Annotated in this window: 26 protein-coding genes; 11 read left to right on the forward strand and 15 right to left on the reverse strand. The window is 61.7% G+C overall.

Annotated elements, in window-relative coordinates; translation table 11 throughout:
• Window position 1: 1 nt before the first annotated feature.
• Window positions 2-901, reverse strand: a complete 900-nt coding sequence (metF, locus tag AB8A50_RS28035; RefSeq protein ID WP_175365661.1) for a methylenetetrahydrofolate reductase [NAD(P)H] — start codon at window positions 899-901, stop codon at window positions 2-4.
• Between the two features lie 411 nt (window positions 902-1,312).
• Here metF and AB8A50_RS28040 point away from each other — a divergent pair, with 411 nt between their 5' ends.
• The 3 genes from AB8A50_RS28040 to AB8A50_RS28050 all read left to right on the forward strand — a co-directional run bounded on the left by AB8A50_RS28040 (window position 1,313) and on the right by AB8A50_RS28050 (window position 3,304).
• Window positions 1,313-2,329 carry an LLM class flavin-dependent oxidoreductase gene (locus tag AB8A50_RS28040; protein ID WP_439073911.1) on the forward strand — a complete coding sequence of 339 codons (1,017 nt, stop codon included), beginning with the start codon at window positions 1,313-1,315 and terminating at the stop codon, window positions 2,327-2,329.
• A 42-nt stretch (window positions 2,330-2,371) separates the two neighbouring features.
• Window positions 2,372-2,815 carry a VOC family protein gene (locus tag AB8A50_RS28045; protein WP_170849736.1) on the forward strand — a complete coding sequence of 148 codons (444 nt, stop codon included), beginning with the start codon at window positions 2,372-2,374 and terminating at the stop codon, window positions 2,813-2,815.
• A gap of 78 nt (window positions 2,816-2,893) precedes the next feature.
• Window positions 2,894-3,304, forward strand: a complete 411-nt coding sequence (locus AB8A50_RS28050; RefSeq protein ID WP_093759237.1) for a YciI family protein — start codon at window positions 2,894-2,896, stop codon at window positions 3,302-3,304.
• A 9-nt stretch (window positions 3,305-3,313) separates the two neighbouring features.
• On the opposite strand, the gene AB8A50_RS28055 is transcribed toward AB8A50_RS28050, so the two are convergent.
• Together AB8A50_RS28055 and AB8A50_RS28060 are read right to left on the reverse strand one after the other, a co-directional pair.
• Window positions 3,314-4,162, reverse strand: coding sequence for a prephenate dehydratase (locus AB8A50_RS28055; RefSeq protein WP_068736325.1), 849 nt, complete (start codon window positions 4,160-4,162; stop codon window positions 3,314-3,316).
• A 45-nt stretch (window positions 4,163-4,207) separates the two neighbouring features.
• Window positions 4,208-4,948 carry a 3-deoxy-manno-octulosonate cytidylyltransferase gene (locus AB8A50_RS28060; protein WP_439073910.1) on the reverse strand — a complete coding sequence of 247 codons (741 nt, stop codon included), beginning with the start codon at window positions 4,946-4,948 and terminating at the stop codon, window positions 4,208-4,210.
• A 208-nt stretch (window positions 4,949-5,156) separates the two neighbouring features.
• Between AB8A50_RS28060 and AB8A50_RS28065 the strand changes: the two genes are divergently transcribed.
• The 7 genes from AB8A50_RS28065 to AB8A50_RS28095 all read left to right on the forward strand — a co-directional run bounded on the left by AB8A50_RS28065 (window position 5,157) and on the right by AB8A50_RS28095 (window position 14,308).
• Window positions 5,157-5,705, forward strand: coding sequence for a c-type cytochrome (locus tag AB8A50_RS28065; protein ID WP_068736206.1), 549 nt, complete (start codon window positions 5,157-5,159; stop codon window positions 5,703-5,705).
• A gap of 234 nt (window positions 5,706-5,939) precedes the next feature.
• Complete coding sequence (locus AB8A50_RS28070; RefSeq protein ID WP_439073909.1) at window positions 5,940-7,841, forward strand: extracellular solute-binding protein; 1,902 nt, start codon at window positions 5,940-5,942, stop codon at window positions 7,839-7,841.
• A gap of 14 nt (window positions 7,842-7,855) precedes the next feature.
• Entirely contained in the window at window positions 7,856-9,712 is a 1,857-nt protein-coding gene (locus AB8A50_RS28075) for an extracellular solute-binding protein (protein ID WP_439079637.1), read from the forward strand.
• Between the two features lies 1 nt (window position 9,713).
• Complete coding sequence (locus tag AB8A50_RS28080) at window positions 9,714-10,820, forward strand: microcin C ABC transporter permease YejB (protein WP_068736211.1); 1,107 nt, start codon at window positions 9,714-9,716, stop codon at window positions 10,818-10,820.
• Window positions 10,820-11,998 (forward strand): ABC transporter permease, encoded by a 1,179-nt coding sequence (locus AB8A50_RS28085; protein WP_439073907.1) that lies wholly within the window; start codon window positions 10,820-10,822, stop codon window positions 11,996-11,998. Before AB8A50_RS28080 ends, AB8A50_RS28085 begins: the two co-directional genes overlap by 1 nt.
• A 9-nt stretch (window positions 11,999-12,007) precedes the next feature.
• On the forward strand, window positions 12,008-13,645 hold the full coding sequence (locus AB8A50_RS28090; protein ID WP_439079638.1) for an ABC transporter ATP-binding protein: 1,638 nt from the start codon (window positions 12,008-12,010) through the stop codon (window positions 13,643-13,645).
• Between the two features lie 6 nt (window positions 13,646-13,651).
• Window positions 13,652-14,308: an NUDIX domain-containing protein gene (locus tag AB8A50_RS28095; protein ID WP_439079639.1), complete on the forward strand. Its 657-nt coding sequence runs from the start codon at window positions 13,652-13,654 to the stop codon at window positions 14,306-14,308.
• On the opposite strand, the gene AB8A50_RS28100 is transcribed toward AB8A50_RS28095, so the two are convergent.
• Window positions 14,292-15,143, reverse strand: a complete 852-nt coding sequence (locus AB8A50_RS28100) for a C40 family peptidase (protein ID WP_439079640.1) — start codon at window positions 15,141-15,143, stop codon at window positions 14,292-14,294. The genes AB8A50_RS28095 and AB8A50_RS28100 overlap by 17 nt on opposite strands.
• Window positions 15,136-16,518: a leucyl aminopeptidase family protein gene (locus tag AB8A50_RS28105; protein WP_439079641.1), complete on the reverse strand. Its 1,383-nt coding sequence runs from the start codon at window positions 16,516-16,518 to the stop codon at window positions 15,136-15,138. The genes AB8A50_RS28100 and AB8A50_RS28105 overlap by 8 nt, the downstream gene beginning before the upstream one ends.
• A 173-nt stretch (window positions 16,519-16,691) precedes the next feature.
• Here AB8A50_RS28105 and AB8A50_RS28110 point away from each other — a divergent pair, with 173 nt between their 5' ends.
• Window positions 16,692-17,495: a tetratricopeptide repeat protein gene (locus tag AB8A50_RS28110; protein WP_089261546.1), complete on the forward strand. Its 804-nt coding sequence runs from the start codon at window positions 16,692-16,694 to the stop codon at window positions 17,493-17,495.
• 54 nt (window positions 17,496-17,549) lie between these two features.
• On the opposite strand, the gene AB8A50_RS28115 is transcribed toward AB8A50_RS28110, so the two are convergent.
• From AB8A50_RS28115 to AB8A50_RS28160, 10 genes are all read right to left on the reverse strand, one after another.
• The gene (locus tag AB8A50_RS28115) at window positions 17,550-18,524 is read right to left on the reverse strand and encodes a type II secretion system F family protein (RefSeq protein WP_089261544.1); all 975 of its coding nucleotides are present in this window, start codon (window positions 18,522-18,524) and stop codon (window positions 17,550-17,552) included.
• Window positions 18,525-18,534: 10 nt separating this feature from the next.
• Window positions 18,535-19,509, reverse strand: coding sequence for a type II secretion system F family protein (locus AB8A50_RS28120; RefSeq protein WP_439079642.1), 975 nt, complete (start codon window positions 19,507-19,509; stop codon window positions 18,535-18,537).
• A gap of 10 nt (window positions 19,510-19,519) precedes the next feature.
• Window positions 19,520-20,977: a CpaF family protein gene (locus AB8A50_RS28125; RefSeq protein WP_120288696.1), complete on the reverse strand. Its 1,458-nt coding sequence runs from the start codon at window positions 20,975-20,977 to the stop codon at window positions 19,520-19,522.
• A 21-nt stretch (window positions 20,978-20,998) separates the two neighbouring features.
• Window positions 20,999-22,267, reverse strand: a complete 1,269-nt coding sequence (locus AB8A50_RS28130) for an AAA family ATPase (RefSeq protein WP_439079643.1) — start codon at window positions 22,265-22,267, stop codon at window positions 20,999-21,001.
• Window positions 22,264-22,998: a CpaD family pilus assembly protein gene (locus AB8A50_RS28135; RefSeq protein WP_439080049.1), complete on the reverse strand. Its 735-nt coding sequence runs from the start codon at window positions 22,996-22,998 to the stop codon at window positions 22,264-22,266. The genes AB8A50_RS28130 and AB8A50_RS28135 overlap by 4 nt, the downstream gene beginning before the upstream one ends.
• Window positions 22,999-23,021: 23 nt before the next feature.
• Window positions 23,022-24,476 (reverse strand): type II and III secretion system protein family protein, encoded by a 1,455-nt coding sequence (locus AB8A50_RS28140; RefSeq protein WP_439079644.1) that lies wholly within the window; start codon window positions 24,474-24,476, stop codon window positions 23,022-23,024.
• A gap of 17 nt (window positions 24,477-24,493) precedes the next feature.
• Complete coding sequence (cpaB, locus tag AB8A50_RS28145) at window positions 24,494-25,279, reverse strand: Flp pilus assembly protein CpaB (RefSeq protein WP_439079645.1); 786 nt, start codon at window positions 25,277-25,279, stop codon at window positions 24,494-24,496.
• Between the two features lie 120 nt (window positions 25,280-25,399).
• Entirely contained in the window at window positions 25,400-25,924 is a 525-nt protein-coding gene (locus tag AB8A50_RS28150) for an A24 family peptidase (RefSeq protein WP_093759225.1), read from the reverse strand.
• A gap of 75 nt (window positions 25,925-25,999) precedes the next feature.
• Window positions 26,000-26,134 (reverse strand): hypothetical protein, encoded by a 135-nt coding sequence (locus AB8A50_RS28155; RefSeq protein ID WP_283805505.1) that lies wholly within the window; start codon window positions 26,132-26,134, stop codon window positions 26,000-26,002.
• A gap of 90 nt (window positions 26,135-26,224) precedes the next feature.
• Window positions 26,225-26,389, reverse strand: a complete 165-nt coding sequence (locus tag AB8A50_RS28160) for a Flp family type IVb pilin (protein WP_093759224.1) — start codon at window positions 26,387-26,389, stop codon at window positions 26,225-26,227.
• Between the last annotated feature and the right edge of the window lie 106 nt (window positions 26,390-26,495).

Raw genomic sequence — 26,495 nt, forward strand, 5'->3', positions numbered from 1 at the left:
ATCAGGCAGCTTTCTGCGCGCCGTTCGGCCGGAAGCCCAACAGGTGACTAATGGCGAAAACGAGATCGGCGCGGTTCATCGTGTAGAAATGGAAATCGGAGACGCCCTGCTTGGCGAGCTTCTGCACCTGGCCGGCGGCCACGGTGGTGGCTACCAGTTTGCGTGTCTCGGCGTCGTTATCGAGGCCGTCGAACTTGGCGGCGAGCCAGTCGGGCACTGTGGTGCCAGCACGGGTGACGAAGGCTCTCGCCTGCTTGAAATTATGCATCGGCATGATGCCGGGCAGCACCGGGATATCGATGCCGCGGGCGCGGACCTTGTCGAGGTAGCGGAAATACAGGTCGTTATCGAAGAACACCTGGGTGATGGCGCGAGTCGCGCCGGCATCGACTTTCGCCTTTAGCGTATCGATGTCAGCATCGAAGTCGGCGCTCTCGGGATGCTTCTCCGGATAGGCGGAGACGGTGACGTCGATATCGGGATAGCGGTTGCGGATGCTGGCGACCAGATCGGCGGAGGTCTTGTAACCGTCGGGGTGAGGTATATATTCCGTACCGATGCCCGTGGTCGGATCGCCGCGCAGGGCCACGATGTGGCGGACGCCCGCCTCATGATAGCGGGTCACGACATCGTCGATTTCGCTTTTCGGCGCGCCGACGCAGGTCAGATGCGCCGCCGGGGTGAGGGCGGTCTCCTTGAGCAGACGGACGATGGTGGCGTGGGTGCGCTCGCGGGTCGACCCACCGGCGCCATAGGTCACCGACACGAAGGACGGGTTCAGCGGCGCCAGGCGCTCAATGGTGTCCCACAGGGTGCGGTCCATCTCCTCGGTCTTCGGCGGGAAGAACTCGAAGGAGATATTGGGAAGCTTGGTGGGGGTGGCCGGGTTGATCTCGGTCATCGCGTCGAACTCCACCGCATGAAGCGGTACCGGTTGTCTCTGGCGCCAAGCCCGGGGACTTTGGCTGCACTGCACAAAGATAGGCTATGGTCGGTGACTGAAATAGCCCATCTGGAGCGGTTTTAGGGTGGGAATTGGCCCAACTAAGGGCAGATATCTCCGCGTAATTTCCCTCGTTGGAATATAAGTGGGCAGCGCCGGTTTCCCGCAAAACTACCAGAATATGGCTTTAAATAGCCAATGTAGCCACTTCGATCTATGGACGGTGTATGTGGGCAAATGTCGTGTAATTATTCTTATATCGGAATTTGTCCCACGAGTGCCGGCCCTCGTTGCCGTCGGCGTTTGGGGGAGGCGTCGGTGGCCCAAAACGCTCTTTGCCCTCTCCGGCGCAGGCACTAGCTTGGCGCCATGATCCCATTGTCCATTCTCGACCTCTCGGTCGTCACGTCAGGCACGCCGCCCGCGGGCGCGCTCCGCAACAGCATCGATCTGGCCAAACATGCCGATCGCCTCGGCTATGTCCGCTACTGGCTGGCCGAGCACCACAATTTGGCATCGGTCGCGAGTCCGGCGCCGGAGATCATGATCGGGCAGATCGCGGCGGTAACGCAGCATATCCGCGTCGGCTCCGGCGGCGTGATGTTGCCGAACCATGCGCCGCTGATGGTGGCCGAGCGCTTCAAGATGCTGGAGGCGCTGTTTCCCGGCCGGATCGATCTCGGCCTTGGCCGTGCGCCGGGGACCGATGGTGCCACAGCTTATGCGTTGCGCAACCGTCTTGCCGGCCGCGAGGGCGATGATTTCCTCGAGCGGCTGAGCGAACTGGTACTGTGGGAGACGCGGCAATTCCCGGCAGATCATCCCTATAACAACGTCGTGGCGATGCCCAATGACGTCCCGCTGCCGCCACTCTGGCTGCTCGGCTCCAGCGACTACAGTTCGGATCTGGCCGCGCAGGTTGGCATGGGCTTCGCTTTCGCGCATCATTTCGCATCCCATGATGCGGCGGATGCGATGGTGCATTACCGCGCGCGCTTCAAATCATCCGGCTGGCGACAGGTGCCGCATGCGATTCTCGCCGTCGCAGTGATTTGTGCGGAGACGGATGCCGAGGCCGAGCGGCTGGCCTCGTCAGCCGATCTCAATCGCCTGCGCCGCGACCGCGGCGAATATGCGCCGCTGCCAAGCGTAGAGGAGGCGCTGGCCTATCCCTATAGCGACAGCGAGAAGATGAAGGTCGCACGCAACCGTTCGCGACTGTTCGTCGGCAGCCCGTCGACAGTCATGGAAAAGCTGCAGCCGCTCATTAGCGAATGCCAGGCCGATGAGTTGATGGTCATTACCGCGATGTATGATCATGAGGCGCGGAAGCGGTCCTATGATCTGTTGGCGGATGTATTTCAATTGCAGAGAGCAGCAGCCTAGGCGCAGCGAGCTTTGCGAGCGCCGCGACAATGGGAGGGGATGATGGCGCCTCTGGTAACACCGCGTGGCCTTGGCGAAGTTGTTCTGCGTGTCAGCGATATGCCGCGCGCGGTCAGTTTCTATCGAGATGTCCTTGGCCTCAGTGTGCTGCGCGCCTTCGACGATCGGATTGTATTTCTCAAAGTGGAAGATGGCTTTGAAGGCCATCACCGGATTATCGGTCTTTTCAGGGCCGATCAGCCGTCCAATCGTGACGACACGAAATGGTCTGCTCCCGATTTGCGGGCACCCACTCTGCATCACCTTGCGCTGGAGATTGCGTTATCGGACTATCAGCCTGCTCTCGATGCCCTGACGAAGGCGGGTTTCAAGCCGAACACCTACGAACACCGATGGATCGGCTGGCGCTCCATTTACGTCACCGATCCGGACGGCAATATCGTCGAGTTGGTTGCGGTGGATGCGTCAATTTGCGAGGCGTCGTAAAGTTTCGAAAGGCAATGTCGGGATCGGGACTACCGAAACGTCCTTGGATCGGCGCCGTCACCACACGAGGTAAAACCTATGCTCTATGCAATCCTGGCCTATCACGTCGAAGACGTCGTCGTGTCGTGGACGGCCGACGAAGACACTGCGGTGATGGCCAATCTTCATGAGCTTCACGAGAAGCTGACGGCCGACGGCCGGATGGGGCCGGCTGCGCGGCTGGGCGGCACTAAGGGTGCATTCACCCTGCGCGGACCCGGCGCTGGCGTGGTCATCGACGGCCCCTTTGCTGAGACCAAGGAGCAGTTGCTCGGCTTCTATGTGGTCGATTGTGCGACCCGTGAGGACGCCGTCGCAACCGCGCGCGATCTGCGCCGCGTCAATCCGACTGCGGTCTATGAAATCCGTCCGGTTCAGCTATTTCTGCCCGGTTCGCCTATGGCGGCGACGCATGCGCTGACCGATCACGTCCGGCCGGCGTCGTCCTGAACTTGCTGGTTACGAGGTCGGTTCGCCGAAGGTCGCGCGGAAAGGGTGCGCCGGATAGACGCCGACGATCCTGAATTCGCGTGAGAAGAACTTCAGTTCTTCGAGTGCGAAAGCGAGGTTGCGGTCATCCGGATGACCGTCGACATCGGCGTAGAACTGCGTGGCGAAGAACTCGCCGTCGACCATGTAGCTTTCCAGCTTGGTCATGTTGACGCCGTTGGTAGCGAAGCCGCCGAGTGCCTTGTAGAGCGCCGCAGGAAGGTTGCGGACGCGGAAAACAAAACTGGTGACCAGCGGTTCGGAGCCCTGCGGCGCCCATTTGGCGTCTTTGGAAAGGATGACGAAACGCGTGGTGTTGTGATCCTCGTCCTCGACGTCCTCGGCGAGAATTTCGAGCCCGTAGATATCTGCCGCGAGCCGCGAGGCCAGCGAGGCGCAGCTCTTGTCGCCGCGTTCGGCAATCGCGCGGGCCGAGCCGGCGGTATCGGCGGCGACGATGGCCTTGATCCCCAGCTTGCGGATGATGCGGCGGCACTGGCCGAGCGCGTGGACGTGGCTTTCCACCGTCTTGATGTCGGTGAGCTTCGCACCGGGCAGCGCCATCATCTGGTGGTGAATGGGCAGAAACCACTCACCGACGATATGCAGGCCTGACTGCGGCAGCAGATGGTGGATGTCGGCGACGCGGCCGGCGATCGAGTTCTCGATCGGAATCATGCCTAGATCGGCCTCGCCCGAGGTGATCGCGGCCAGCGCATCCTCGAAAGTGGCGCAGGGCAGCGGCTCGGCATTCGGAAACGCCTCGACAATGGCGATATGGGAATTGGCGCCGGGCTCGCCCTGGAATGCGATCTTCATGATCTGATTTTTGGGAATGGTCATGGCGGGCCTTGTATCAGTCACTCAGGTTTTTGCCAGTAGCCGGCGGGCGGTTTCGAGATCCGCGGGCGTATCGACGCCCAGCGGGACGCTATCGACGATGGCGGCGTCGATCCGCATGCCGGCTTCGAGCGCGCGCAGCTGTTCGAGCTTTTCGCGGAGCTCCAGCGTGGAGGGGGCGAGTTTGACGAAGGCCTCGAGTGCGGCGCGCCGATAGGCATAAAGCCCGATGTGATGGTAGCGGGGCCCGTCGCCATAGGGCGCCGTGGCGCGAGTGAAATACAGCGCACGCAGCCGGTCAGGCCCGGCTGGCGAGCCGATCAGCTTCACCACGCTCGGATTGGTATGTTCGTCATCCTTGTGGATCTCGGTCGCCAGGGTCGCGATGTCGACCGCGGGGTTGTCGAGCAGGCGGACCGCGGCGCTAATGTCGCCCGGCGGAATAGTGGGGAGGTCGCCCTGGACGTTGACGATGGTCTGGACGTGTCCGGCCGGGTCCAGTTTGCACAGGGCCTCAAATATCCGGTCGGACCCTGATGGATGGTCCGGGGAGGTCATGACCGCCTCGAAACCGTGGGCTTTAACGGCGTCCGCGATGTCGGCCGTATCGGTGGCGATGGCGACACGGCCCAGACCGGCCTCTTTGGCGCGTCGCGCCACATGCACGATCATCGGCAGCCCGCCAATATCGAGCAGCGGCTTGCCGGGCAGGCGGGTCGCGGCCATGCGGGCGGGAATGAGCACCAGGGTGCGTGTGTCTGTCATGTCAAAATCGGCTTGGATTCCAGTGATCTTCCCCCCGAAAAGTATGATGCACATCAAAGGGCGCGGCGTTTATACGGGTTGCCAGAGGATGGGCAAACCGTTATCTCAAAACGGCAGGCCCGAGGGCCGCAGGAACGTGATTCCTGAGTGTGTCGAGGCCGTTGGAGCGGCCTTCCAATGACCTAAAACGGCGTGGGGCTTTTCGACTATGGACTCCTTCGAACTCAACAAGATTATGGGCGCCATTCTCGGCACCTGCCTGGTTCTGATGGTGACGAATTTCACCGCCCAGGCCGTGTTTTCACCGAAGCATATGGAAAAGCCCGGCTTTGATATTGCCGTGAAGGAAGAGGCTGCCGGTGGTGCCAAGGCTGCTGCAGCGCCGTCCGAACCGATCGAAAAGCTGCTGCAGACCGCTTCGGTCGAGAAGGGCTCAACCGCAGCCAAGAAGTGCGCCGCCTGCCATACTTTCGAAAAGGGCGGCCCGAACCGCGTTGGCCCGAACCTGTTCGGCGTCGTCAATGAGAAGGTGGGCGAAGGCAAGGCCGGGTTCAACTTCTCGGCGGGCATGAAGGCCAAGGGCGGCACCTGGACCTTCGAGGAGCTGAACAAGTTCATCGCCAATCCGAAGGGCACCGTGCCGGGCACGGCCATGGGCTTCGCCGGCATTCAAAAGGATAGCGAGCGCGCCGACGTGATCGCCTATCTGGCAACTCTCGCCGATAAGCCGGTGCCGCTGCCCACTGCAGCGAAATGAGGACGGTGTCGTAACGCTGTTCCTTGGTAATTTATCATCGATTAAACGGCCAGGCTCAGCCTGGCCGTTTTCGTATCTGCATTACCAAAGCTTAAGCGGGACGTTTGGCCGCAACGCGTTAGGATGCAACCAGCGTGACGGGTGGTATCCTGCGGAAAAGCCGGCATAATTGGTCGAACCCTCGCCTTATATGACCGTTCTAATAGACTGCTTCGGTTCACAGGATTCAGCACATTGACGATTTCCCGACGCCGCCTTCTCCAGACCAGCGCCTTCGCCGCACTTGCCCCTGTCATCGGTGGTACGGGCAGCCTCTCCGTCATCGATGCAGCAAGTGCCCAGTCTGCGGCAAAAGGTGCAGAATGGCGCCATGCGCTGTCCCTGTTCGGGGAGATCAAGTATCCGGCGGAGTTCAAGCGCTTCGACTACGTCAATCCGGAAGCTCCCAAGGGCGGCACCGTCCGCCAGATCGCCATCGGCACCTTCGACAATTTCAACATCGCGGTGGCCGGCGTGAAGGGCAACATCGCCGGTGCAGTCGGACTGATCTACGAGTCCCTTACGACAGGATCGCTGGACGAGGTCTCGACTGAATATGGCCTGCTCGCGGAAGCCGTCAGCCATCCCGAGGATTACTCCTGGGTGTCCTATCGGTTGCGTGCGAATGCCAGGTGGCATGATGGCAAGCCGGTGACCCCGGAGGATGTGATCTTCTCGCTGGAGTCGTTCAAGAAATATCACCCGCAATATTCTGCCTATTACCGCCATGTGGTGAAGGCAGAGAAGGTCGGCGAGCGCGAAATCAAGTTCACCTTCGATGCGCCCGGCAATCGCGAATTGCCGCAGATCGTCGGCCAGCTCACGGTGTTGCCCAAGCATTGGTGGGAGGGCACGAACGCTTCCGGCGCCAAGCGCGACATCGGTAGCACGACGCTGGAAGTGCCGCTCGGCAGTGCCGCCTATCGCATCAGGGATTTCGTGCCGGGCCGTTCGGTGTCGGTGGAGCGTGTGAAGGACTATTGGGGGCGCGACCTCAACGTGAATGTCGGTCGCAATAATTTCGACGAGCTGCGCTACGAATATTTCCGCGACGGTACCGTTGCGCTCGAAGCCTTCAAGGGCGACCAGGTGGATTGGCGCACCGAAAATAGCGCGAAGAACTGGGCGACGGCCTATGACTTTCCGGCGGTGGCCGAGAAGCGCGTTGTTCTCGAGGAATTCCTCAATCGCTCGTCGGGCATCATGCAGGGCTTCGCGCTCAACATTCGCCGCGATAAGTTCAAGGATCCGCGCGTCCGTCGCGCGCTGAATTATGCGTTCGACTTCGAGGAGATGAATAAGCAGATCTTCTTCGGCCAGTACAAGCGCATCTCCAGCTATTTCGACGGCACCGAACTGGCATCGTCAGGCCTGCCGGAAGGCAAGGAGCTGGAGATTCTGGAGACGGTGCGTGCCGAAGTGCCGCCGGAGGTTTTCACCAAGCCCTATACGAATCCGGTCGGTGGCAGTGCTGAAAATGTGCGCGGCAATCTTCGCGAAGCGCTACAACTGTTCAAGGAAGCGGGCTACGAAGTCCGTGATCGCAAACTGGTCAATGCCAAGACCGGTGCGCCGTTTGAGCTGGAATTGCTCGGCGAAGATCCCTCCTTCGAGCGCGTGATGCTGTTCTTCAAGCCATCGCTCGAACGTCTCGGCATCGGCGTGTCGGTCCGCACCATCGATGCCACGCAATATGAGAACCGGCTGCGGACCTGGGATTTTGACATCGTCGTGTCGTCCTGGCCGGAGTCGCTGTCGCCCGGTAACGAGCAGCGTGAATTCTGGGGTTCGCAAGCCGCCGATATGGCCGGCTCCCGCAATATCGTCGGCATCAAGAATCCTGCGATCGACAAGCTGATCGATCGCGTGATCTTCACCAAGGACCGCAACGATCTCGTCGCTGCGACCAAGGCGCTGGATCGCGTGCTGCTGTGGAACAACTTCGTGGTGCCGCAATGGACCTACAACAAGGTCCGCACGGCGCGCTGGGATCGCTTCGGTCGTCCGCCTGAGCCGCCGAAATACGGGCAGTCGGGTTTCCCCGCCATCTGGTGGTACGACGTCGACAAGGCCGCCAAGATCGGCAAGCGCTCTTGAGGAGCACATCGCGCATGGCGCAGCTCAATCGTCGGCACGTGCTGGGTCTCGGGATCGGCGCTATCGCGGCGTCACGCTTCAGCCCCGCTTTGGCGCAAGCGCCGAGCGAAGCCCACGGCATCTCCGCCTTTGGCGATCTGAAATACCCGGCCGATTTTCCGAATTTCGACTACGTCAACGTCAAGGCGCCGAAGGGCGGCGCCTTCTCGACGGTGCCGTCGAGCCGTGCATTCAACCAGTCGTTCCAGACCTTCAATTCGCTGAACGCCTATGTTCTGAAGGGCGACGGCGCGCAGGGCATGGGTATGACCTTCGCCCCGCTGATGGTGCGTGCGGGCGACGAGCCAGACGCGATGTACGGGCTGGTGGCGAAGTCCGTGCAGATCTCTGCCGATGGTCTGACTTATCGTTTTACGCTGCGACCGGAAGCGCGCTTCCACGACGGCAGCAAACTCACTGCACGTGACGCGGCATTCTCGTTGACGGCTCTCAAGACCAAGGGCCATCCCATCATCACGCAGCAGATGCGTGACATGGTCAAGGCCGAGGCTGCGGACGACCTGACGCTGGTGGTGACATTTGCCGAGAAGCGCGGCCGCGACGTGCCGTTGTTCGTTGCAGGCATGCCGATCTTCTCGCAGGCCTATTACGACAAGCGCGCATTCGACGAGTCCTCGCTGGAGGCGCCGCTCGGCAGCGGTCCCTACAAGGTCGGCCGCTTCGAGGTCGGGCGCTATATCGAATTCGACCGTGTGAAGGACTGGTGGGCCGCGGACCTTCCGGTCAATCGCGGCAGCTATAATTTCGATACAGTGCGGTTCGATTTCTATCGCGACCGCGACGTGGCCTTCGAAGGTTTCACCGGTCGCAATTATCTGTATCGCGAGGAGTTCACCTCGCGCATCTGGAACACGCGTTACGATTTCCCGGCGGTGAAGGATGGCCGGGTCAAGCAGGAGATGCTGCCCGACGACACACCGTCCGGTGCGCAGGGCTGGTTCCTCAACACACGCCGCGCCAAGTTCAAGGATCCGCGCGTGCGCGAGGCGCTGGGCAATGCATTCGATTTCGAATGGACCAACAAGACCATCATGTATGGCGCCTATGTGCGCACGGTGTCGCCGTTCCAGAACTCTGACCTGATGGCGACCGGCGCGCCGTCGCCGGAAGAGATCGCATTGCTGGAGCCATTCCGCGACAAGGTGCCGGCCGAGGTTTTCGGAGCGCCCTATCTGCCACCGACATCGGATGGATCAGGTCAGGACCGTGCGCTGCTGCGCAAGGCCATCCAGCTCCTGAACGACGCAGGTTGCGCAATGAAGGACGGCAAGCGCATGACGGCGCAGGGTGAGCCGTTCAAGATCGAGTTTCTGCTCGATGAGCCTGCTTTCCAGGCGCATCACATGCCCTATATCAAGAATCTCGGCACGCTGGGTATCGAGGCCAGTGTACGCCTTGTCGATCCCGTGCAATTCCGCGCACGCCGCGACGATTTCGACTTCGACTCAGCCATCGAACGTTTCAGCTTTTCCACCATTCCCGGCGATTCCCTGCGTTCGTTCTTCTCGATGCAGTCGGCAGCCACCAAGGGGTCGAACAATCTAGCCGGCATTTCCGATCCTGTCGTCGATGCCCTGATGAACGAAGTCATCGCCGCCGATACGCGGCCCAAGCTGGTTTTCGCGGCGCGAGCGCTGGATCGTGTCATCCGTGCCGGGCGCTACTGGGTGCCGCAATGGTATGCGGCCTCACATCGCGTGGCCTATTGGGATGTGTTCGGCCATCCCGCCAATCTGCCGAAATATATCGGCGTCGGTGCGCCCGATCTGTGGTGGGCGTCCGCAAAACCTTCAAGCGAGCAGGCTAAATAGCATGGGCGCATATATCGCACGGCGCGTGCTGCTGATGTTTCCCACGCTGCTGGGAATCCTGTTCGTGTCCTTTGTCGTGGTGCAATTTGCGCCCGGTGGTCCCGTCGAACGCGTGATCGCGCAACTCAGCGGCGCCGATACAGGCGCGTCGCGCGTTTCCGGTTCATCTGGTGGTGACTTCGGTAACCGTGCGCAGCCGGGCGCCGCAGGCGATGCGGTGAACTCGAAATATCGCGGCGCGCAGGGGCTCGATCCGGATTTCGTCAAGAGCCTGGAAAAGCAGTTCGGCTTCGACAAGCCTGCGCCGGAACGTTTCGCGCTGATGCTGTGGAACTTCGCCCGCTTCGATTTCGGCAAGAGTTACTTCCGTGACACGACAGTGCTGCAACTGATCAAGGAGAAGCTGCCGGTCTCGATGTCGCTCGGCATCTGGATGATGCTAATCACCTACCTGATCTCGATCCCGCTCGGCATCCGCAAGGCGGTGCAGGACGGCTCGCGCTTCGACACCTGGACCTCGGCCGTCATCATTGTCGGTTTCGCCATCCCCGGCTTCCTGTTCGCGATCCTGCTGATCATCCTGTTTTCCGGCGGATCGTTCTGGAGCATCTTCCCGCTGCGCGGCCTGACTTCGGACGGCTGGAGCCAGTTCCCGTGGTACTGGAAGATCATCGATTATTTCTGGCACATGACGCTGCCACTGATCTCGATGGTGCTCGGTGCCTTCGCCACCATGACGCTACTGACCAAGAACTCGTTCCTCGATGAAATCCGCAAGCAATATGTGATGACCGCGCGCGCCAAGGGCTGCAATGAGCGGCAGGTGCTCTACAATCACATTTTCCGTAACGCCATGCTGATCGTCATCGCCGGTTTCCCGGGCGCGTTCATTCACGCGTTCTTCTCGGGCTCGCTGCTGATCGAAACCATCTTCTCGCTCGACGGCCTCGGTCTCCTCGGCTTCGAGAGCGTGCTCAACCGCGATTATCCCGTGGTGTTCGGCACGCTGTTTATCTTTTCGCTGGTCGGTCTTGTCGTGAACCTCCTGTCCGATCTGGCCTATATGTGGATCGATCCGCGGATCGACTTTGAGGCGCGAGAAGTCTGATGACCATCACCGCGCCCGTGCCCGTCGAAACCACCACGCTGTCGCCGCTCGGCGAAGCCGTGCCACCGTCGCGTCACCCGCTCGGCATCTCGCCGCTCAACCAGCGTCGCTGGCAGAACTTCAAGTCCAATCGCCGTGGCTACTGGTCGTTCTGGATTTTCTTGTTCCTGTTCTTCATCTCGCTGTTCGCCGAGGTGATCGCCAATGACCGGCCGTTCTTCATCAAGTTCGACGGCAAGATGTATTTCCCGGCTTTCGTCACCTATTCGGAGACGACCTTCGGCGGTGATTTCGAGACGGCTGCGGACTATCGCGATCCCTTCCTGCAGAAGCTGATCGCCGAGAAGAACGGCACCATCCTCTGGCCGCTGATCCGCTATTCCTACGATACCCACAATCTCGATTTGCCGACGCCGGCGCCGTCAAAGCCGACATGGATGCTGACCGAAGAACAGTGCAAGTCGGTGGTCGAGAAGAAAGGCCTCAAGAGCTGCCGCGATCTCGAATATAATTGGCTCGGTACGGACGATCAGGGCCGCGATGTCGTCGCGCGGCTAATTTACGGCTTCCGCATCTCGGTGCTATTCGGTCTCGCGCTCACGATCGTTTCGTCGATTATCGGCATCGCGGCAGGCGGTGTGCAGGGCTATTTCGGCGGCTGGGTCGATCTGGCCTTCCAGCGCTTCATCGAAATCTGGAGTGCGATCCCGTCACTCTATCTGCTGCTGATCCTGTCGTCCGTGCTGGTGCCTGGCTTCTTCGTGCTGCTTGGGATCCTGCTGCTGTTCTCATGGGTATCGCTCGTAGGTCTCGTGCGCGCCGAATTCCTCCGCGGGCGCAACTTCGAATATATCATGGCGGCGCGGGCGCTCGGCGTATCCAACGCCAAGATCATGATCCGGCATCTGCTGCCCAATGCCATGGTTGCCACGATGACCTTCCTGCCGTTCATCGTCTCGTCCTCGGTGATGACGCTGACCGCGCTGGATTTCCTGGGCTTCGGCCTGCCGCCAGGCTCGCCGTCGCTCGGCGAGCTGCTGTCGCAAGGCAAGGCCAATGTGCAGGCGCCGTGGCTCGGCTTCACCGGCTTCTTCGCGGTGGCGATCATGTTGTCGCTGTTGATCTTCATCGGCGAGGGCGTGCGCGATGCCTTCGATCCGCGCAAGACGTTCAGGTAGGGCCGCAGCATGGATGCCATCAACCAGCCGCTGCTCGATGTGCGCGATCTTTCGGTCGCCTTCCACCATGGCGGCAATACGTCGGTCGCTGTCGACAGGGTGTCGTTCGAGATCAAACGGGGCGAGTGCGTTGCGCTTGTGGGCGAGTCCGGCTCGGGCAAATCCGTCAGCGCCATGTCGATCCTGCGGCTGCTGCCCTATCCGACGGCGTCACATCCGTCCGGCCATATTCGTTTCAAGGGCCATGAGCTCCTGAGCATGTCAGAGCGCGAGATCCGCGGCATCCGGGGCAACGATATCTCCATCATCTTCCAGGAACCGATGACCTCGCTGAACCCGCTGCACACGATCGGTGCGCAGATCGGCGAGATCCTGCAACTCCATAACGGCATCCGCGGCAGCAAGGCGCGCGAACGAACGCTGGAATTGCTGACGCAAGTCGGCATTCCCGATCCGGAAACGCGTCTCGCCAGCTATCCGCATCAGCTGTCTGGCGGTCAGCGCCAGCGCGTCATGATCGCGATGGCGCTCGCGAACGAGCCCGATCTGCTGATCGCCGATGAGCCGACCACCGCGCTGGACGTCACGGTGCAGGCGCAGATTCTCGCATTGCTGGCTGACATTCGTCAGCGGCTCGGCATGAGTCTCCTCTTCATCACCCACGATCTCGGCATCGTCCGCCGTATCGCTGATACGGTGTGCGTGATGAACAACGGCAAGATCGTCGAGCAGGGGCCGGTGGAGCAGGTGTTCACGGCGCCGCAGCATCCCTATACCAGGGCACTCCTTGCGGCCGAACCGAAGCCCGACCCCGCGCCGCCGCGGCCGGAAGCGCCGGTGGTGATGTCCACGGACGATCTCAAGGTCTGGTTTCCGATCAAGCGTGGATTGCTGCGCAAGACGGTGGGTCACGTGAAGGCCGTGGACGGCGTCAGTCTGAAGGTACGGCAGGGCGAAACGCTGGGGGTGGTCGGCGAGTCCGGCTCGGGCAAGACGACGTTGGGGCTCGCGTTGCTGCGGCTGATCTCCTCGCAAGGACCGATCGTGTTCCTGAGCAAGGATATCCAGGGACTGCAGTTCAAGGATATGCGGCCGATCCGGCGTGACATGCAGATTGTGTTTCAGGATCCGTTCGGGGCGCTGTCGCCGCGTATGTCAGTCGGCGATATCGTCGCCGAGGGGCTCAGCGTGCATCAGCCCTCTCTCTCTGTGGAAGACCGCGAGGCGCGTGTTATCAAGGCGCTGCAGGATGTCGGGCTCGATCCCAAGACGCGGTTCCGCTATCCGCATGAGTTCTCCGGCGGCCAGCGCCAACGCATCAGCATCGCGCGCGCAGCCGTGCTGGAGCCGAGCTTCGTTGTGCTGGACGAGCCGACCAGCGCGCTCGACATGTTGTTCCAGGCGCAGATGGTGGACCTCCTGCGCGAGCTGCAGCGCAAGCGCGATCTCACTTATATGTTCATCTCGCATGACCTGCGCGTGGTCGCGTCGCTGGCCAGCCATCTCATCGTGATGCGCCATGGCAAGGTGGTCGAGGAAGGGCCGGCGGCCGAGCTGTTCAAGAACCCGAAGAGCGATTACACCCGCGCGCTGTTTGCCGCAGCGTTCAGGATCGAAACGGCACCGGGCGGGGATGCTGCGCAGTAGGACACGATGACGAAAGACAACGATCACCGTCCCACCATTACGGACCGTGCTGCCGATGTCGCTGTCTCGGCCCCGACGGTGGTCGGACGCGGCTTCATGACCTACGAACGGTACGATATCGCGATCATTCGCGCGGACGATGAGACGTTGCGGCAGCAGCGCGACGTGCTGCGTGCGAGCAAGGTGGCAGCAGTAATTCCCATCGATCTGGAGCGCGGCAAGATCGTACTGATCCACCAGTTCCGTTTGCCGGCGCATCTAGCCACGGGGCGTGGCGAGATGGTCGAGATCGTCGCCGGGCTGATCGATGGCGATGAAACGCCGCTCGCTGCCGCTGCGCGAGAATGCGCGGAAGAGATCGGCGTAACGCCGCAGCGTTTGTTTGAACTCTATAGCGTGCTACCGACGCCAGGCTGTACCGACGAATATATCACGTTCTTTCTCGGCTTCGTCGACAGCAGCAAGGTGCCTGTTCGGGGCGGCCTCGTCGGAGAGACGGAGGATACCCGGCCTTTCGTGGTCTCCATCGACGAGGCGATCGCGGCGCTGGATAGCGGCGCAGTTTACAACGGCTTGATGGTTAGCGCCCTGCAATGGCTGGCGCTGCATCGTGACCGACTGCGGGATTACTACGAGCGCGCGGTGCCTAGCCCAGTCGTCTGATGCTGGTCACGTCGCTGCCTGCCGCCTTGATCCGCGCAATGGCGCCTTTCGTGTCTTCAATGGCCGTCGCCATGTGATGCGCATTGGCATGCACGATGGTGTCGGCATCGCGAACGATGGCGACGTGCCCTTTCCAGAAGATCATATCGCCGCGCTTCAGATGTTGCATCTCGGCGTTTGACAAGGCGCGGCCGAGGCCACTCTCCTGCATGTCGCTGTCGCGGGGGCATCCGGTTCCCGCGGCGGTTAGTGCGATTTGCACCAGGCCGGAGCAATCGATACCGAGGCTGCTCTTGCCGCCCCAGAGATAGGGCGTGCCGATGAAGCGCTCGGCCACGGCAACGAAGTCGGTCTCGAACGCATCGATCTCCGCGATATGCTGCTTTGGCACGCAATGTCCGGCGCTCGTCATGGCAAATGCGTCGGTCATCTTGACGATGGCCAGGCGCGCGCCCAGCGGCAGCGTATCTGTCGGCGGCAGCTTGATCGAGGGCCCAGGAAAAAGGAACGTCCGGAGCGCGGTCACTTTGTGTGTTGGCGTCGGCCCGGGTGGATAGAGTGCGAGATCCGAGAGCCAGCCGACATAGCCGTCGCCATTGAGTTGGCCCCAGGCCCAGCCTTCGTCGTTGCGGTCGTAGATGGTGAAGCGCTCGCCCTTCAAGGCCTGCGTATTCATTTCTGCGCCGGAGAATGGTTGGAGCCGCATGGAGGCGACGCCATCGGCAACCTCGAATTCTTCGCCGTCGACGAAGCGCGCGGCCTCGACTTGACCTTCAAGATATCGCGCCGCCACGTCTGGTCGCGCGGGTGTGAGCCTGGGATCTCGTTTATCCATAGCGTTGGCTCAAGAGCTGATAGATTGCGCGTGCGGCCTGGCACTCGCCCCCTTCGGGGCGCGCCGGTTTCGCCGATGGCGTCCAGCCATAGATATCAACATGCAGCCAGCTCTTCGCGGCTTCGACGAAACGCTGCAGAAACAGCGCGCAGGTGATCGAGCCGGCAAAACCGCCGGATGGTGCGTTGTTGATATTGGCGACCTTGGAGTCGAGCCAGGCATCGTAGGGCGCCCAGAGCGGCAGTCGCCAGAGCGGATCGTTCTGCTCCTTCGCACAGCGCGCAACGTCGAGCGCCAGCGTTTCGTCATTGGTGTAGTAGGGCGGCAAATCTGGACCAAGCGCTACGCGTGCAGCGCCGGTCAGTGTGCCCAGATCGACCAGCAGGTCCGGTTTCTCCTCATCGGCATAGGCCAGCGCATCGGCCAGCACCAGGCGACCTTCGGCGTCTGTGTTTCCGATTTCGACCGTCGGACCCTTGCGCGATTTGAAAATATCGAGCGGACGAAAAGCATTGCCGGCCACGGCGTTCTCGACAGCAGGGATCAGCACGCGCAACCGCACTTTCAGCTTGGCGTCCATTACCATCAGCGCCAGCGCCAGGACATTGGCGGCGCCGCCCATATCCTTCTTCATGATCAGCATGCCGCTCGATGGCTTGAGATCGAGGCCGCCCGTGTCGAAGCAAACGCCTTTGCCGACCAGCGTCACCTTCGGATGCGACGGATCACCCCAGGAGAAATCGATCAGTCGTGGCGCACGTGTCGAGGCCATGCCCACGGCGTGGATCAGTGGGAAATTCTGTTGCACGAGGTCGTCGCCCATGATGCAGTTGAAGTCTGCACCAAAACGCGTGGCGAGATCCCTGGCGGCCGCGGCGAGTTCTTCCGGTCCCATATCGTTCGACGGCGTATTGATGAGATCGCGCGCCAGCGCTGCAGCCTCGGCGATACGGCTGATCTCGGCGACATCGACGCCCTCAGGCGGCACCAGCTTCACCTTGGGCTCATCATTCTTGCGATAACGGCGGAAACGATAGCTGCCGAGGGCGAAAGCGAGCACGGCGAGGCGGGTGTCGTGGGGTGCGTTGGCGAAATGATAGGTGCCCGGTGGCAGCAGGCCGGGCAACTGTCCGGGGCGAAACAGGTCACGGTAGGTCGCGCTGTCGTCTTCCAGCCCGAAGATGACCTGGGCGATGGCGCCATCGTCTGCTGGCAGCGCCAGCCAGGCGCCGGGCTTCGCCGCAAAACCGTGGGCCATGGCGAAAGCTCTCGCCCGCGCGGGGAGTGCTGCGCTGATTTCGGGCCAGGTCGTCTTGGTTGCGAAGGTGATCGGAATGGTGGATGCGGCGGCAGCGGTCTCGAAGGCGGAATGCATATGCAGAATCTCGCGAAAGGGAGCGGCAATGACACCTGAAGCGCAAAGGGCGTCAAGCGACGGTATTGGAGGATATGGCGTGGCCCGCGCCGATTAACCAGCCATTAGGGTTAACACTCTATTGCTGAAGGCATCCGGCTCGTCCGTCCGCTCCATTGTTGAGTCAAAGTGCCATGCGTCAGCCCCCTTGTCTTGCCCGGCTTTTGACGACCGCGGCAATGACGGCAATCCTGGCCAGCGGCCTTGCCGGCTGCAAGACGGCGGGCATGTCCGATATCACCGGTTCCCTTGGCGCTCGGGCGGAAGCACCAGCCGATGCCGATCCCGCCCGTGCGGCCGAAGTCTATGGCGAACGCTATCGCGCCAATCCCAAGGATGCTGACGCTGCCCTGCGTTACGGCCAGGCGCTCCGGGCCAACGGCCAGCGGGCCCAGGCCGTTTCGGTGTTCGAACAGGCGACGCTGACGAATCCCGGCAACAGGCCGCTGCTGGCAGGCTACGGCCGCGCGCTGGCCGACGCCGGCAGCTTCCAGCGCGCCTTCGATGTGCTGACCACCGCACATAGCCCAGCCAATCCGGACTGGCGTATCCTGTCGGCACAAGGCGCCGTCCTTGACCAGATGGGGAGGCATGACGAAGCCCGCCGTTACTACGACAGTGCGCTGAAGATCAGGCCGGAGGAGCCGTCCGTGCTCTCCAATCTCGGTCTGTCCTACATGCTTTCGAAGGATCTGCCGCAGGCCGAGGCGACGCTGCGCCGCGCGCAGGGCCGCGGCAATGTCGATCCGCGCGTTCGCCAGAATCTCGGTCTCGTGGTTGGCCTGCAAGGCCGGTTCGGTGAAGCGGAATCCATCGTGAGGGCTGACCTGCCGCCAGACGAAGCAGCGGCGAATGTCGCCTATCTCAAGCAGATGCTGAGCAGTAAAGGTCAGCCCCGCCTGGGCGCCCGGGACGACGACGCACCGCGTCGGTCGTAATTTCTCGCAGGTCAAATTTCGCAATGACGTTGAGCAAGGCCAAGCTCACCGGCGTCACTGCATCGCTGCGACCTTGATGCCCGTTGGGCCGAGAATGACGACGAACAGAACCGGCAGGAAGAACAGGATCATCGGCACCGTCAGCTTTGGCGGCAGCGCGGCGGCCTTCTTCTCGGCTTCGTTCATGCGCATGTCGCGGTTTTCCTGCGCCATCACGCGAAGGCTCTGACCGAGCGGAGTGCCGTAGCGTTCCGACTGCATCAGCGCCAGACAGACTGATTTGACGCCCTCCAATCCGGTACGCTTTGCGAGGTTCTCATATGCAACCTTGCGATCCTGCAGATAGGACAGTTCGGCCGTGGTCAGTGTGAATTCCTCGGCCAGCGCCACCGACTGCGTTCCGATCTCGATGGACACGCGGCGAAACGCGACTTCGATGGACATGCCGGATTCGATACAGATCAGCAGCAGATCGAGAGCGTCCGGAAACGCGCGGCGGATCGAAAGCTGGCGTTTGGTGATTGCATTCTTGAGAAAGATCATCGGCGCTTGCAGGCCAAGATAGGCGGCACCGAGGCACATGCCGATCTTGATGGGCATCGACTGTTCCATGCGCGAGATGACGAACACATAGAGGATCGCGAAGACGAGGAACACGATCGGCGTGACGGCGCGGAAGAACAGGAAGGTGATATAAGGCGCTTGGCCGCGATAGCCGGCCATGACCAGCTTGTCGAGCGCGGCTTCCTGCGCCAGCCATTTGCTGAGGTTGAAGTCGGTTACAACCTTGGAGACGAGTTGCTTCGGCGTCTGGCGCAGCGACACTCTCTCGCCTTTGGCCATGCGGTCCCGCTCGCGCTGCCGCAGCCGCTCCCGCTCGCTGGCGACCGCTTTCATCCGCTTGGCGAGACCGTCGCCGGCGAACAACGGCGTAAGCAGGCTGTAGGCTGTTGCTGCAACCGCGATCGCGGCAAGCAGCATCGTCATGAAACGGATGTCGTGAAGCTTTGCTATCAGGAGATCGAGCATGCCAGCACCATCAGAAGTCGAAGTTGATCATGCGCTTCATGACGTAGATGCCGCAGGACATCCAGACCACGCAGGCCGCCAGCATCAGGCGGCCTGTCGGATGGGTCCACAGCAGCGAAATATATTCAGGCGTGCTGAGATAGACGAGCAACATCACGATCGGCGGCAGCGAGCCGATGATGCCGGCGGACGCCTTGGCTTCCATCGACATGGCCTGGATTTTCTCGGCCATCTTCTTGCGGTCGCGCAGCACCTTGGAGAGATTGCCAAGAGCTTCCGAGAGGTTGCCACCCGACTTCTGCTGAATCGCGATGACGATGCCGAAGAAGTTGGCCTCCGGAAGCGGCATGCGCTCATAGAGCCGCGCACAAGCCTCGCCGAGCGGCATACCGATCGTCTGAGTTTCGATGATGGCAAGAAATTCGCTGCGTAGGGGTTCCGATGCGTCGGCGGCGACAACCTTGATCGAGTCGAATAGCGGCAGACCGGCCTTGATACCGCGAACGATGACGTCGACGGCATCTGGAAGCGCTTTGAGGAAGGCCGCCTCGCGCCGCTTCTTGAGAAAGCTGAGGATCCAGCGCGGCAGGCCGAAGCCGGCGGCGAATCCGAGACCGGCGGCCGCGAGCAGACCGCCGCCAAACATCATGGTCATTAGGAAGCTTCCGCCTCCCAGAATGCCGGAGATCACCATGAATTTCTGGTCGCTCCAGTCGAGGCCGGCCTGCGCGATCCGGATTCCGAGCGGGATCTTCTTTTCCTTCTGAAGGCGTGCTTCGACTTCCTTGAGCGATCCTTCGACCTGCTCGCGCCGGGAGCGCTGGTTTCTGTCGACCTGGCGCGCCACGGGCTCCGTCCGCGCGACCGATGCACGGCGGGTTTCGGCCTTCTTCTGGCCGGACAAGAGCGGATAAAGAAACACCCAGGCCAGACCGCCGACAGCGATGCTGGCCATGAATGCCAATGCGAGCGCCTGCATGTTCATCACTCGCTCCTCAGTTCGGCGCAATGACTTCGGCAGCATCGAGCGCCGCCGCGAGCCGCTTCTCCTCGCCGTAATAGCGGGCACGATCCCAGAACCGCGGGCGGCCAATGCCGGTCGAGCGGTGCCGTCCGATGATATTGCCGTTGGCGTCTTCACCGACCATGTCGTAGACGAACAGGTCTTGCGTAATGATGGTGTCGCCTTCCATGCCCATCACCTCGGTGATGTGCGTGATGCGGCGCGAACCGTCGCGCAGACGGGCGGCCTGTACGATGACGTCGATCGATGCGCAGATCATTTCGCGAATGGTGCGCGAGGGCAGCGAGAAACCACCCATGGTGATCATGGATTCGCAGCGCGACAGCGCTTCACGTGGATTGTTGGCGTGGAGGGTGCCCATCGAGCCGTCATGGCCGGTATTCATCGCCTGTAACAGGTCGAATGCCTCGGGTCCGCGGACTTCGCCGACGATGATCCGCTCCGGGCGCATACGCAGACAGTTACGCACCAGTTCGCGCATCGTGACCTGACCTTCGCCCTCGATGTTCGGCGGCCTGGTTTCGAGCCGCACCACGTGGGGCTGCTGCAGCTGAAGTTCAGCGGCGTCTTCGCAGGTGATGATGCGCTCGTCGTCGTCGATATAGTTGGTGAGGCAGTTCAGCAGCGTGGTCTTGCCCGAACCGGTACCGCCAGAGATCAGCACGTTGGCGCGGCAGCGGCCGATGATCTGAAGGATCTGGGCGCCGTCCGGCGAGATCGCGCCGAATTTGACCAGCTGCTCGAGCGTCAGCTTGTCCTTCTTGAACTTACGAATCGTCAGCGCGGGACCATCGATGGCCAGCGGCGGCACGATGGCGTTGACGCGCGAACCGTCGGCAAGACGAGCGTCGCAGATCGGTGAGGATTCGTCGACGCGGCGGCCGACCTGGCTGACGATGCGCTGGCAGATATTCAGCAGCTGCTGATTGTCGCGGAAACGGATGCCGGTCTTCTGGATCTTGCCGGCAACTTCGATGAACACCGTGCCGGCGCCATTGACCATGATGTCGGCGATGTCGTCGCGCGCCAGAAGCGGCTCGAGCGGCCCGTAACCGAGCACGTCGTTGCAGATATCGTCGAGTAGTTCTTCCTGCTCGGCAATGGACATCACGATGTTCTTGATCGCGATGATCTCGTTAACGATGTCGCGGATTTCCTCGCGCGCGGATTCGCCGTCGAGCTTGGCGAGCTGCGCGAGGTCGATCGCCTCGATCAGGGCGCCGAAAATCGTGGCTTTGACCTGATAGTAATTTTCGGAGCGACGCTCTGCGATGACGGGGGCCGCTGGTGCAGCACGCGCGGGTGACAGCGGAGGCGATGACACAGCCGGTGGCGCAGACGCAGCCATCGCGCCGGGAGAGGGCTCCGGCGCGCTGGCGGGCTTGACGGCCCGGACATCGGTATCTGTTCCGCTACGCTTACCAAACACGACAACACTCCATGCGGCGGATTATTTCGACCGCAACTTCTCCAGGAACGGACCCAGGAAGGATCCTCGTGGCTTCTTGGCCTCGCCGCGGCCCGTCAGCCGCTGCGCAATTTGCAGAAAGAGTTCGGTAGTGCGATGGCTGGCCGCAATCTCGGCAATCATCTGACCATTATTGGCGGCCGAGCCGAACATCTGTGGATCGAACGGGATCGTGACGATCGGCGGTGTCTCGATGGCCTTGGCGAATTCGCTGGCGCTGATTTCGGGCCGCTTTGGAACGCCGACCTGATTAAGGCAGTACAGCGGTGCGCGATCATTGGGGCGCGAGGCCTTGATCAGATCGTACATGTTCTTGGTATTGCGCAGGTTGGCGAGATCCGGTGCTGCAACGATCAGGATGTCGTCCGCGCCGATCAGGGCCCGCTTGGTCCAGCCCGACCATTGATGCGGCACGTCGAGCACGATGCAGGGCATTGTCGACCGCAGCGTGTCAAAGATCGAGTCGAAGGCCTCGGCGCCAAAATCATAGACGCGGTCCAGCGTGGCGGGGGCAGCCAGCAGGCTGAGATGGTCGGTGCACTTCGACAGCAGACGGTCGATGAAGGCGGTGTCGACACGATCCGGCGAAAACACTGCGTCGGCGATGCCTTGCGGCGGGTCCTGGTTGTAGTCCAGCCCGGCGGTTCCAAAGGCAAGATCGAGGTCGGCGACAACGGAGTCCAGCGCCAGATCGCGCGCGATCGCCCAGGCGACGTTGTGAGCGATGGTGGACGCGCCGACGCCGCCCTTGGCGCCGACTACGGCAATGATACGGCCGACCGCCTTGGCTTCCGGCGCCGAGAACAGTCCGCAGATCGAACGAACGACGTCGATAGTCGCAACAGGCGCGATCACATAGTCGCTGACGCCGCGACGAACGAGCTCGCGGTAGAGCGTGACATCGTTGACCTTGCCGATCACCACCACGCGGGTGCCGGAATCGCAAACCGTCGCCAGTTGATCCAGGCCAACGAGAATGTCGCCGCGCGGTTCGGTCTCGAGAACAATGACGTTCGGCGTCGGTGCCGATCGATAGGCCTCGATGGCCGCAGGCATGCCGCCCATCTGGATCTTGATGTGAGCTTTGCCCAGGCGCCTGTCCTCCGCGGCGGCCTGCACAGCGGCAGCGGTTTCCACGGTCTCGCAGAACGCCTGCACCGACACCCGCGGTGCCGGCGCAATATGCTCCTCTGCCGCGGGCGTTGCGGTGGAGGGCTGCTCGTCTGCGGTTTTCTGCGCGTAGCTAATCATTGGCCCACATTGCTGATTTTGGTCTTGTCTTCGGGATAGGTCGTCGCGGTGCTCTCACCCTTGCGATACTTGTCCAACACGAACGTACGTCGGCCGGCATAGACAGGGGTTTCGGCGCGCGGCTGAACCAGATCCGAAGGATTGGCGACCATGGCGGCGAGATTGCGTTGTTGTGCACAGCCGAGATTGTAGTACGGCTTGTTCGCGAGATAGCCCTTGTTCTTGATCGACGACGCAAGGTCGTCGGGCCAGGTGCCGCACGGACCGGCCGAAGCCGCGATCAGCGGGTAGCTGACGCGGATGGTCGGCAACATACGCGGATCACTCGGCTGATAGCTGCGCATCAGGACGCCGTTCTGCGGCACACCGATCGCCATCAGGAGTGAATGAACCTCACGATAAGACTCTTTGGCGGCGCGTGCATTCGGTGTATTGACCGGCACCTCCGCGGTGATGACGCCGGTGCCTTCGCGCAACCAGTCCTGACCAAGCGATACGACATCCGCGCGCTGGGTGGCCGACAGGCCGCCGCGCTGGCTACCGACGAAGACCTCGGTGGTCTTGGCCCGTTCTTCGACAACGATGGGATGCCGCAGCCGGTAATCGTCCGGTATGCTCGACGTGGTGTCCTGCGCAACGGTCTTGCAGCCGCCAAGCGCAAGCGCCAGGAACAGCAGCGCGCCAGTGGCGGTCCGTGTGCGCGAAGAGTGTATCGCTGTGTGATTGTTCATGGTCATCGGATACTTGCCCCGTCTCAATCCGTGATGAAGCCGAAAACGCCGCGATAGCTGCGCGTCGGTTGGGTCGGCTCGGTGCGGTGCGGTGCGCCATAGATGCGGTTGACGTTGCCGAGCAGATCGGCCTGCGGATCGGATGCATCCACGAAGCCGTCATCCGGACGCGAGAGATCCTTCTGCGCGACGGCGCGAACCACATAGGGCGTGACCAGGACCATCAGCTCGGTGTTGTTGTTGACGTAATCCCGGCTGCGGAACAGCGTGCCCAGCACAGGCAATTGCGACATGCCCGGCAGGCCACTGATGGCCGCTTTGGTCTGCTGCTTGATAAGGCCGGCCATTACCATCGAACCGCCGGACGGAATCTCAAGCGTGGTGTCCGCGCGGTTGACCTTGATCGCCGGGATCGACGTCCCGCTGATCGTGACGGAATTTTCCTGCGACAGCTCGGAGACTTCGGTGCCGACACGCAGACTGATACGACCTTCGCTCAGAACCACCGGCGTAAAGCCCAGCGAAATACCGAATTTCTTGAAGGTGATCTGCGTCGTACAGATCCGCGTCGTGGGATCGCAGGTATTGCCGCCGGGGACCGGGAATTCACCGCCCGCAAGGAAATTGGCGGTCTCGCCGGAGATCGCGGTCAGCGTGGGCTCGGCGAGCGTCCGGATGACGCCGGCGTTTTCCATCGCTTTCAGCGTCGCCGTGACGGATGGCGTCGATCCGAAGGATGCCTTGAGGGCATTATCGGAGACCAGGCTGCTGCCGCGCGCCGTGAACGGGTTGCTATTGTTGAAGTTGACGACGGACGTGCCGTAGCTCATCGATGCCGACAGATCGACGCCGAGCTGCTTGACGATGTTGCGCTGGACTTCCGCAACGGTGACCTTGAGCATGACCTGATCACGCCCGCGCACCGAGATGCTGTTCACGACCTTGTCCATGCCGCCGACGAGGCGCGCCGCGAGGTCCGCGGCCTGCTGCGCTTCGACCTGGCTCGATGCCGTACCCGACAGCATCACGCTATCGCCGAGACCTTCGATGCGAATATCGGCATTGGGCATGGTCTGCTTGAGCGCGGCCCGAATACCGTTCAGGTCGCGCGTGACGGCGATATCATAGGCGGCGATCTGCTGGCCGCTGACGTCGAAGAATACGATGTTGGTCTGGCCTACGGTCGCACCGATGATGTAGGCGCGCTGCGCCGAACGTATGACGGCGTTGGCGATCTTGGGATCGGCGACCAGCACATCCTTGATGTCGCGCGGCAGGTCGATGACGATCGACTTGCCGATGCCGAGCGGCAGGAATTTCGCGTTCAGGGCGCCGGCGCTGCCGGCTTGCATGGACGCGGAGTCGGCCGCGAAAACTGGCGTCAATACGGGATTGATCGTGAGCGCCGTGATGGTGGTGAGCGACAGCGCGCGGGCTGCAAGGGCCCGCATCGATCCGCCTGTTGTGATGCGCTTCATCGCCTGCGTCCTCTCGATCACTTCGTTATGGTCGCGGTCGACGGGATGCCGTAACGCACGATGCTAATGCTGTCGCGCTTGCCGCCATTGGGATCTTCAACCGGCGCAGGCGCGTTGGCGTCGACCAGGGCCCGCAATGCCAGCGAGATCGTGCCGCTCTGCCGCGCGCGGGCGAGCAACTCGGCCTGTTCGGGCTTCAATTCGAGCGTTGCGGTCTTGCCGACGACCGAATTCTGACCGTCCTTTTCCTTGGGCGCCTGATCGATGGCGAGAACGCGGATATTGTTCAGGATGATCTCGGAGCTTATGGCCTCCGTGCCGCCGCGATCACCGCCGCGTTCGCGCTTCGACTGGATCACGTCGACGCGGTCGTTTGGCAGGATGAAGCCGCCGGCGCCCGTTTCCGGCGAAATTTCGGTGGAGACGGCACGCATGCCGGTCGGCAGAACGGCGGCCATGAAGCCAGCGCCATTGGCGCGCACAAGTTTCGGTTCGCGGATCGGTTCGCCGGCAATAAAGGCCGAACGCGCGATGGAGCCGGCGATTTGCGTCGCCGCGTCCGGGCGGCTGTTACGGCTGATGACGTTAGTGCTCGCCGCTGATGCGGGCCAGGACTGCCACTGGACATCATCGGGACCGAGCGCCTGGCCGAGCGCGATATCGGCCTTGGCAACGAGAACGTCAGTTGTCGGGGCCTCGGCGACCTGAGGGGGCGGCGGCGTGTCCGATGTGCTCGCAAGATATAGCGCCACACTGCCAGCGCCGAGTGCAATGGCGAGGACCACAATGCGTGCGGTATTCATACGCTTCACTTTCCACATTACGCCGCGACGCTGCCGCCGCTGTAACGGGAGTTGACCAGTTATTCGTCAAAGCATGGTTAATGAGCGGTATCTAAATCGCGTTAATAGAAAGTTTTGATTTTAGTGAAGCGCGAAACGCGCCAGGTCGATCGTCTTCACCCATCCGGTGTCGGGGTAAACGAGCAGCGCGCCGAGGGCGAGGGCAATACCGTAGGGGATGCCGGTTTCCTTGTGATGCAGACGCATCAGCCAGGCCTGGCTGCCGAGCGCATAGGGCAGCGGCCACTGCCGGAACTGGAGCAGCAGCAACGTGAGCGCGCCGCCGAACAGCGAGGCGTAAACGAGGTAGTTCAGGAGATGATCGAAGCCGAACCACAGTCCTGCCGCCGCGGCGAGCTTGGCATCGCCGCCGCCGACCCAGCCGAACGCGAAACAGGCGAAAGCGACCACCAGCACCAATGCCCCCGCGCCGAGATGCGACATCGCATCGTGAAGACCCATTCCGCCGAAGATCGCCAATACGGCGAAGCCCGCCACCAGCAGCAGCGAGATGCGGTTCGAAATGGTCATCGTGAAAAGGTCGCTGATCGCCGCATAGGCCATCAGGCCCGGGAGCAACAGAAGGCGTACTAAATCGAGGATCATGGCGTCAAAGGCCCGTTGTGGCGACAACGGAAAATCTAGCCAGCAGAAATGAACAATCGGACAACAAGAAATGATTTACCAAACGCTGGCGATGCGGATCGCGACCGCAATCAGGGCGAGGATCAGCGCCGTGCAGATCAGGCCTGCCGGATCGCGCAGCGTGAGCTGAACCCCCTGCAGGACAGAGCGTGGAATGTCGGGATGTCTCATACGCACAATACTCGGGACGACCGGTGAGCAACATTCCAAAACAAAAAAGGCTCCGGAAACCGGAGCCTTCGATGCACTCGTAACAGTCGCTTACTTGAGCGAGGTGTTGATATCGGCGAACTTGCCGTTCAGCTTGGTGCCGAGGCCGTTAACGACTGCGATGATGGCCAGCGAGATGCCGGCAGCAATCAGGCCGTATTCGATAGCGGTGGCGCCGGACTCATCCTTCATGAAACGCGAAACGAGGTTCTTCATAATACAAAACTCCATATGTGCACGTGGCTGTCGATCGTGATGCCTGGTCTCCCCGGCGTTCTCAGCACCGTGACCATGAGGGAACACTAGGAGTGGGGAATTGCAG

This window comes from Tardiphaga sp. 841_E9_N1_2 (assembly GCF_051811065.1).
Taxonomy (GTDB): domain Bacteria; phylum Pseudomonadota; class Alphaproteobacteria; order Rhizobiales; family Xanthobacteraceae; genus Tardiphaga; species Tardiphaga robiniae.

Bases quoted from the DNA above. Each gene is read 5' to 3' on its own strand.
- metF (WP_175365661.1), bottom strand. From the start codon at position 901: ATGACCGAGATCAACCCGGCCACCCCCACCAAGCTTCCCAATATCTCC.
- AB8A50_RS28040 (WP_439073911.1), top strand. From the start codon at position 1,313: ATGATCCCATTGTCCATTCTCGACCTCTCGGTCGTCACGTCAGGCACG.
- AB8A50_RS28045 (WP_170849736.1), top strand. From the start codon at position 2,372: ATGGCGCCTCTGGTAACACCGCGTGGCCTTGGCGAAGTTGTTCTGCGT.
- AB8A50_RS28050 (WP_093759237.1), top strand. From the start codon at position 2,894: ATGCTCTATGCAATCCTGGCCTATCACGTCGAAGACGTCGTCGTGTCG.
- AB8A50_RS28055 (WP_068736325.1), bottom strand. From the start codon at position 4,162: ATGAAGATCGCATTCCAGGGCGAGCCCGGCGCCAATTCCCATATCGCC.
- AB8A50_RS28060 (WP_439073910.1), bottom strand. From the start codon at position 4,948: ATGACAGACACACGCACCCTGGTGCTCATTCCCGCCCGCATGGCCGCG.
- AB8A50_RS28065 (WP_068736206.1), top strand. From the start codon at position 5,157: ATGGACTCCTTCGAACTCAACAAGATTATGGGCGCCATTCTCGGCACC.
- AB8A50_RS28075 (WP_439079637.1), top strand. From the start codon at position 7,856: ATGGCGCAGCTCAATCGTCGGCACGTGCTGGGTCTCGGGATCGGCGCT.
- AB8A50_RS28080 (WP_068736211.1), top strand. From the start codon at position 9,714: ATGGGCGCATATATCGCACGGCGCGTGCTGCTGATGTTTCCCACGCTG.
- AB8A50_RS28085 (WP_439073907.1), top strand. From the start codon at position 10,820: ATGACCATCACCGCGCCCGTGCCCGTCGAAACCACCACGCTGTCGCCG.
- AB8A50_RS28090 (WP_439079638.1), top strand. From the start codon at position 12,008: ATGGATGCCATCAACCAGCCGCTGCTCGATGTGCGCGATCTTTCGGTC.
- AB8A50_RS28095 (WP_439079639.1), top strand. From the start codon at position 13,652: ATGACGAAAGACAACGATCACCGTCCCACCATTACGGACCGTGCTGCC.
- AB8A50_RS28100 (WP_439079640.1), bottom strand. From the start codon at position 15,143: ATGGATAAACGAGATCCCAGGCTCACACCCGCGCGACCAGACGTGGCG.
- AB8A50_RS28105 (WP_439079641.1), bottom strand. From the start codon at position 16,518: ATGCATTCCGCCTTCGAGACCGCTGCCGCCGCATCCACCATTCCGATC.
- AB8A50_RS28110 (WP_089261546.1), top strand. From the start codon at position 16,692: ATGCGTCAGCCCCCTTGTCTTGCCCGGCTTTTGACGACCGCGGCAATG.
- AB8A50_RS28115 (WP_089261544.1), bottom strand. From the start codon at position 18,524: ATGCTCGATCTCCTGATAGCAAAGCTTCACGACATCCGTTTCATGACG.
- AB8A50_RS28120 (WP_439079642.1), bottom strand. From the start codon at position 19,509: ATGAACATGCAGGCGCTCGCATTGGCATTCATGGCCAGCATCGCTGTC.
- AB8A50_RS28130 (WP_439079643.1), bottom strand. From the start codon at position 22,267: ATGATTAGCTACGCGCAGAAAACCGCAGACGAGCAGCCCTCCACCGCA.
- AB8A50_RS28135 (WP_439080049.1), bottom strand. From the start codon at position 22,998: ATGAACAATCACACAGCGATACACTCTTCGCGCACACGGACCGCCACT.
- AB8A50_RS28140 (WP_439079644.1), bottom strand. From the start codon at position 24,476: ATGAAGCGCATCACAACAGGCGGATCGATGCGGGCCCTTGCAGCCCGC.
- cpaB (WP_439079645.1), bottom strand. From the start codon at position 25,279: ATGAATACCGCACGCATTGTGGTCCTCGCCATTGCACTCGGCGCTGGC.
- AB8A50_RS28150 (WP_093759225.1), bottom strand. From the start codon at position 25,924: ATGATCCTCGATTTAGTACGCCTTCTGTTGCTCCCGGGCCTGATGGCC.
- AB8A50_RS28155 (WP_283805505.1), bottom strand. From the start codon at position 26,134: ATGAGACATCCCGACATTCCACGCTCTGTCCTGCAGGGGGTTCAGCTC.
- AB8A50_RS28160 (WP_093759224.1), bottom strand. From the start codon at position 26,389: ATGAAGAACCTCGTTTCGCGTTTCATGAAGGATGAGTCCGGCGCCACC.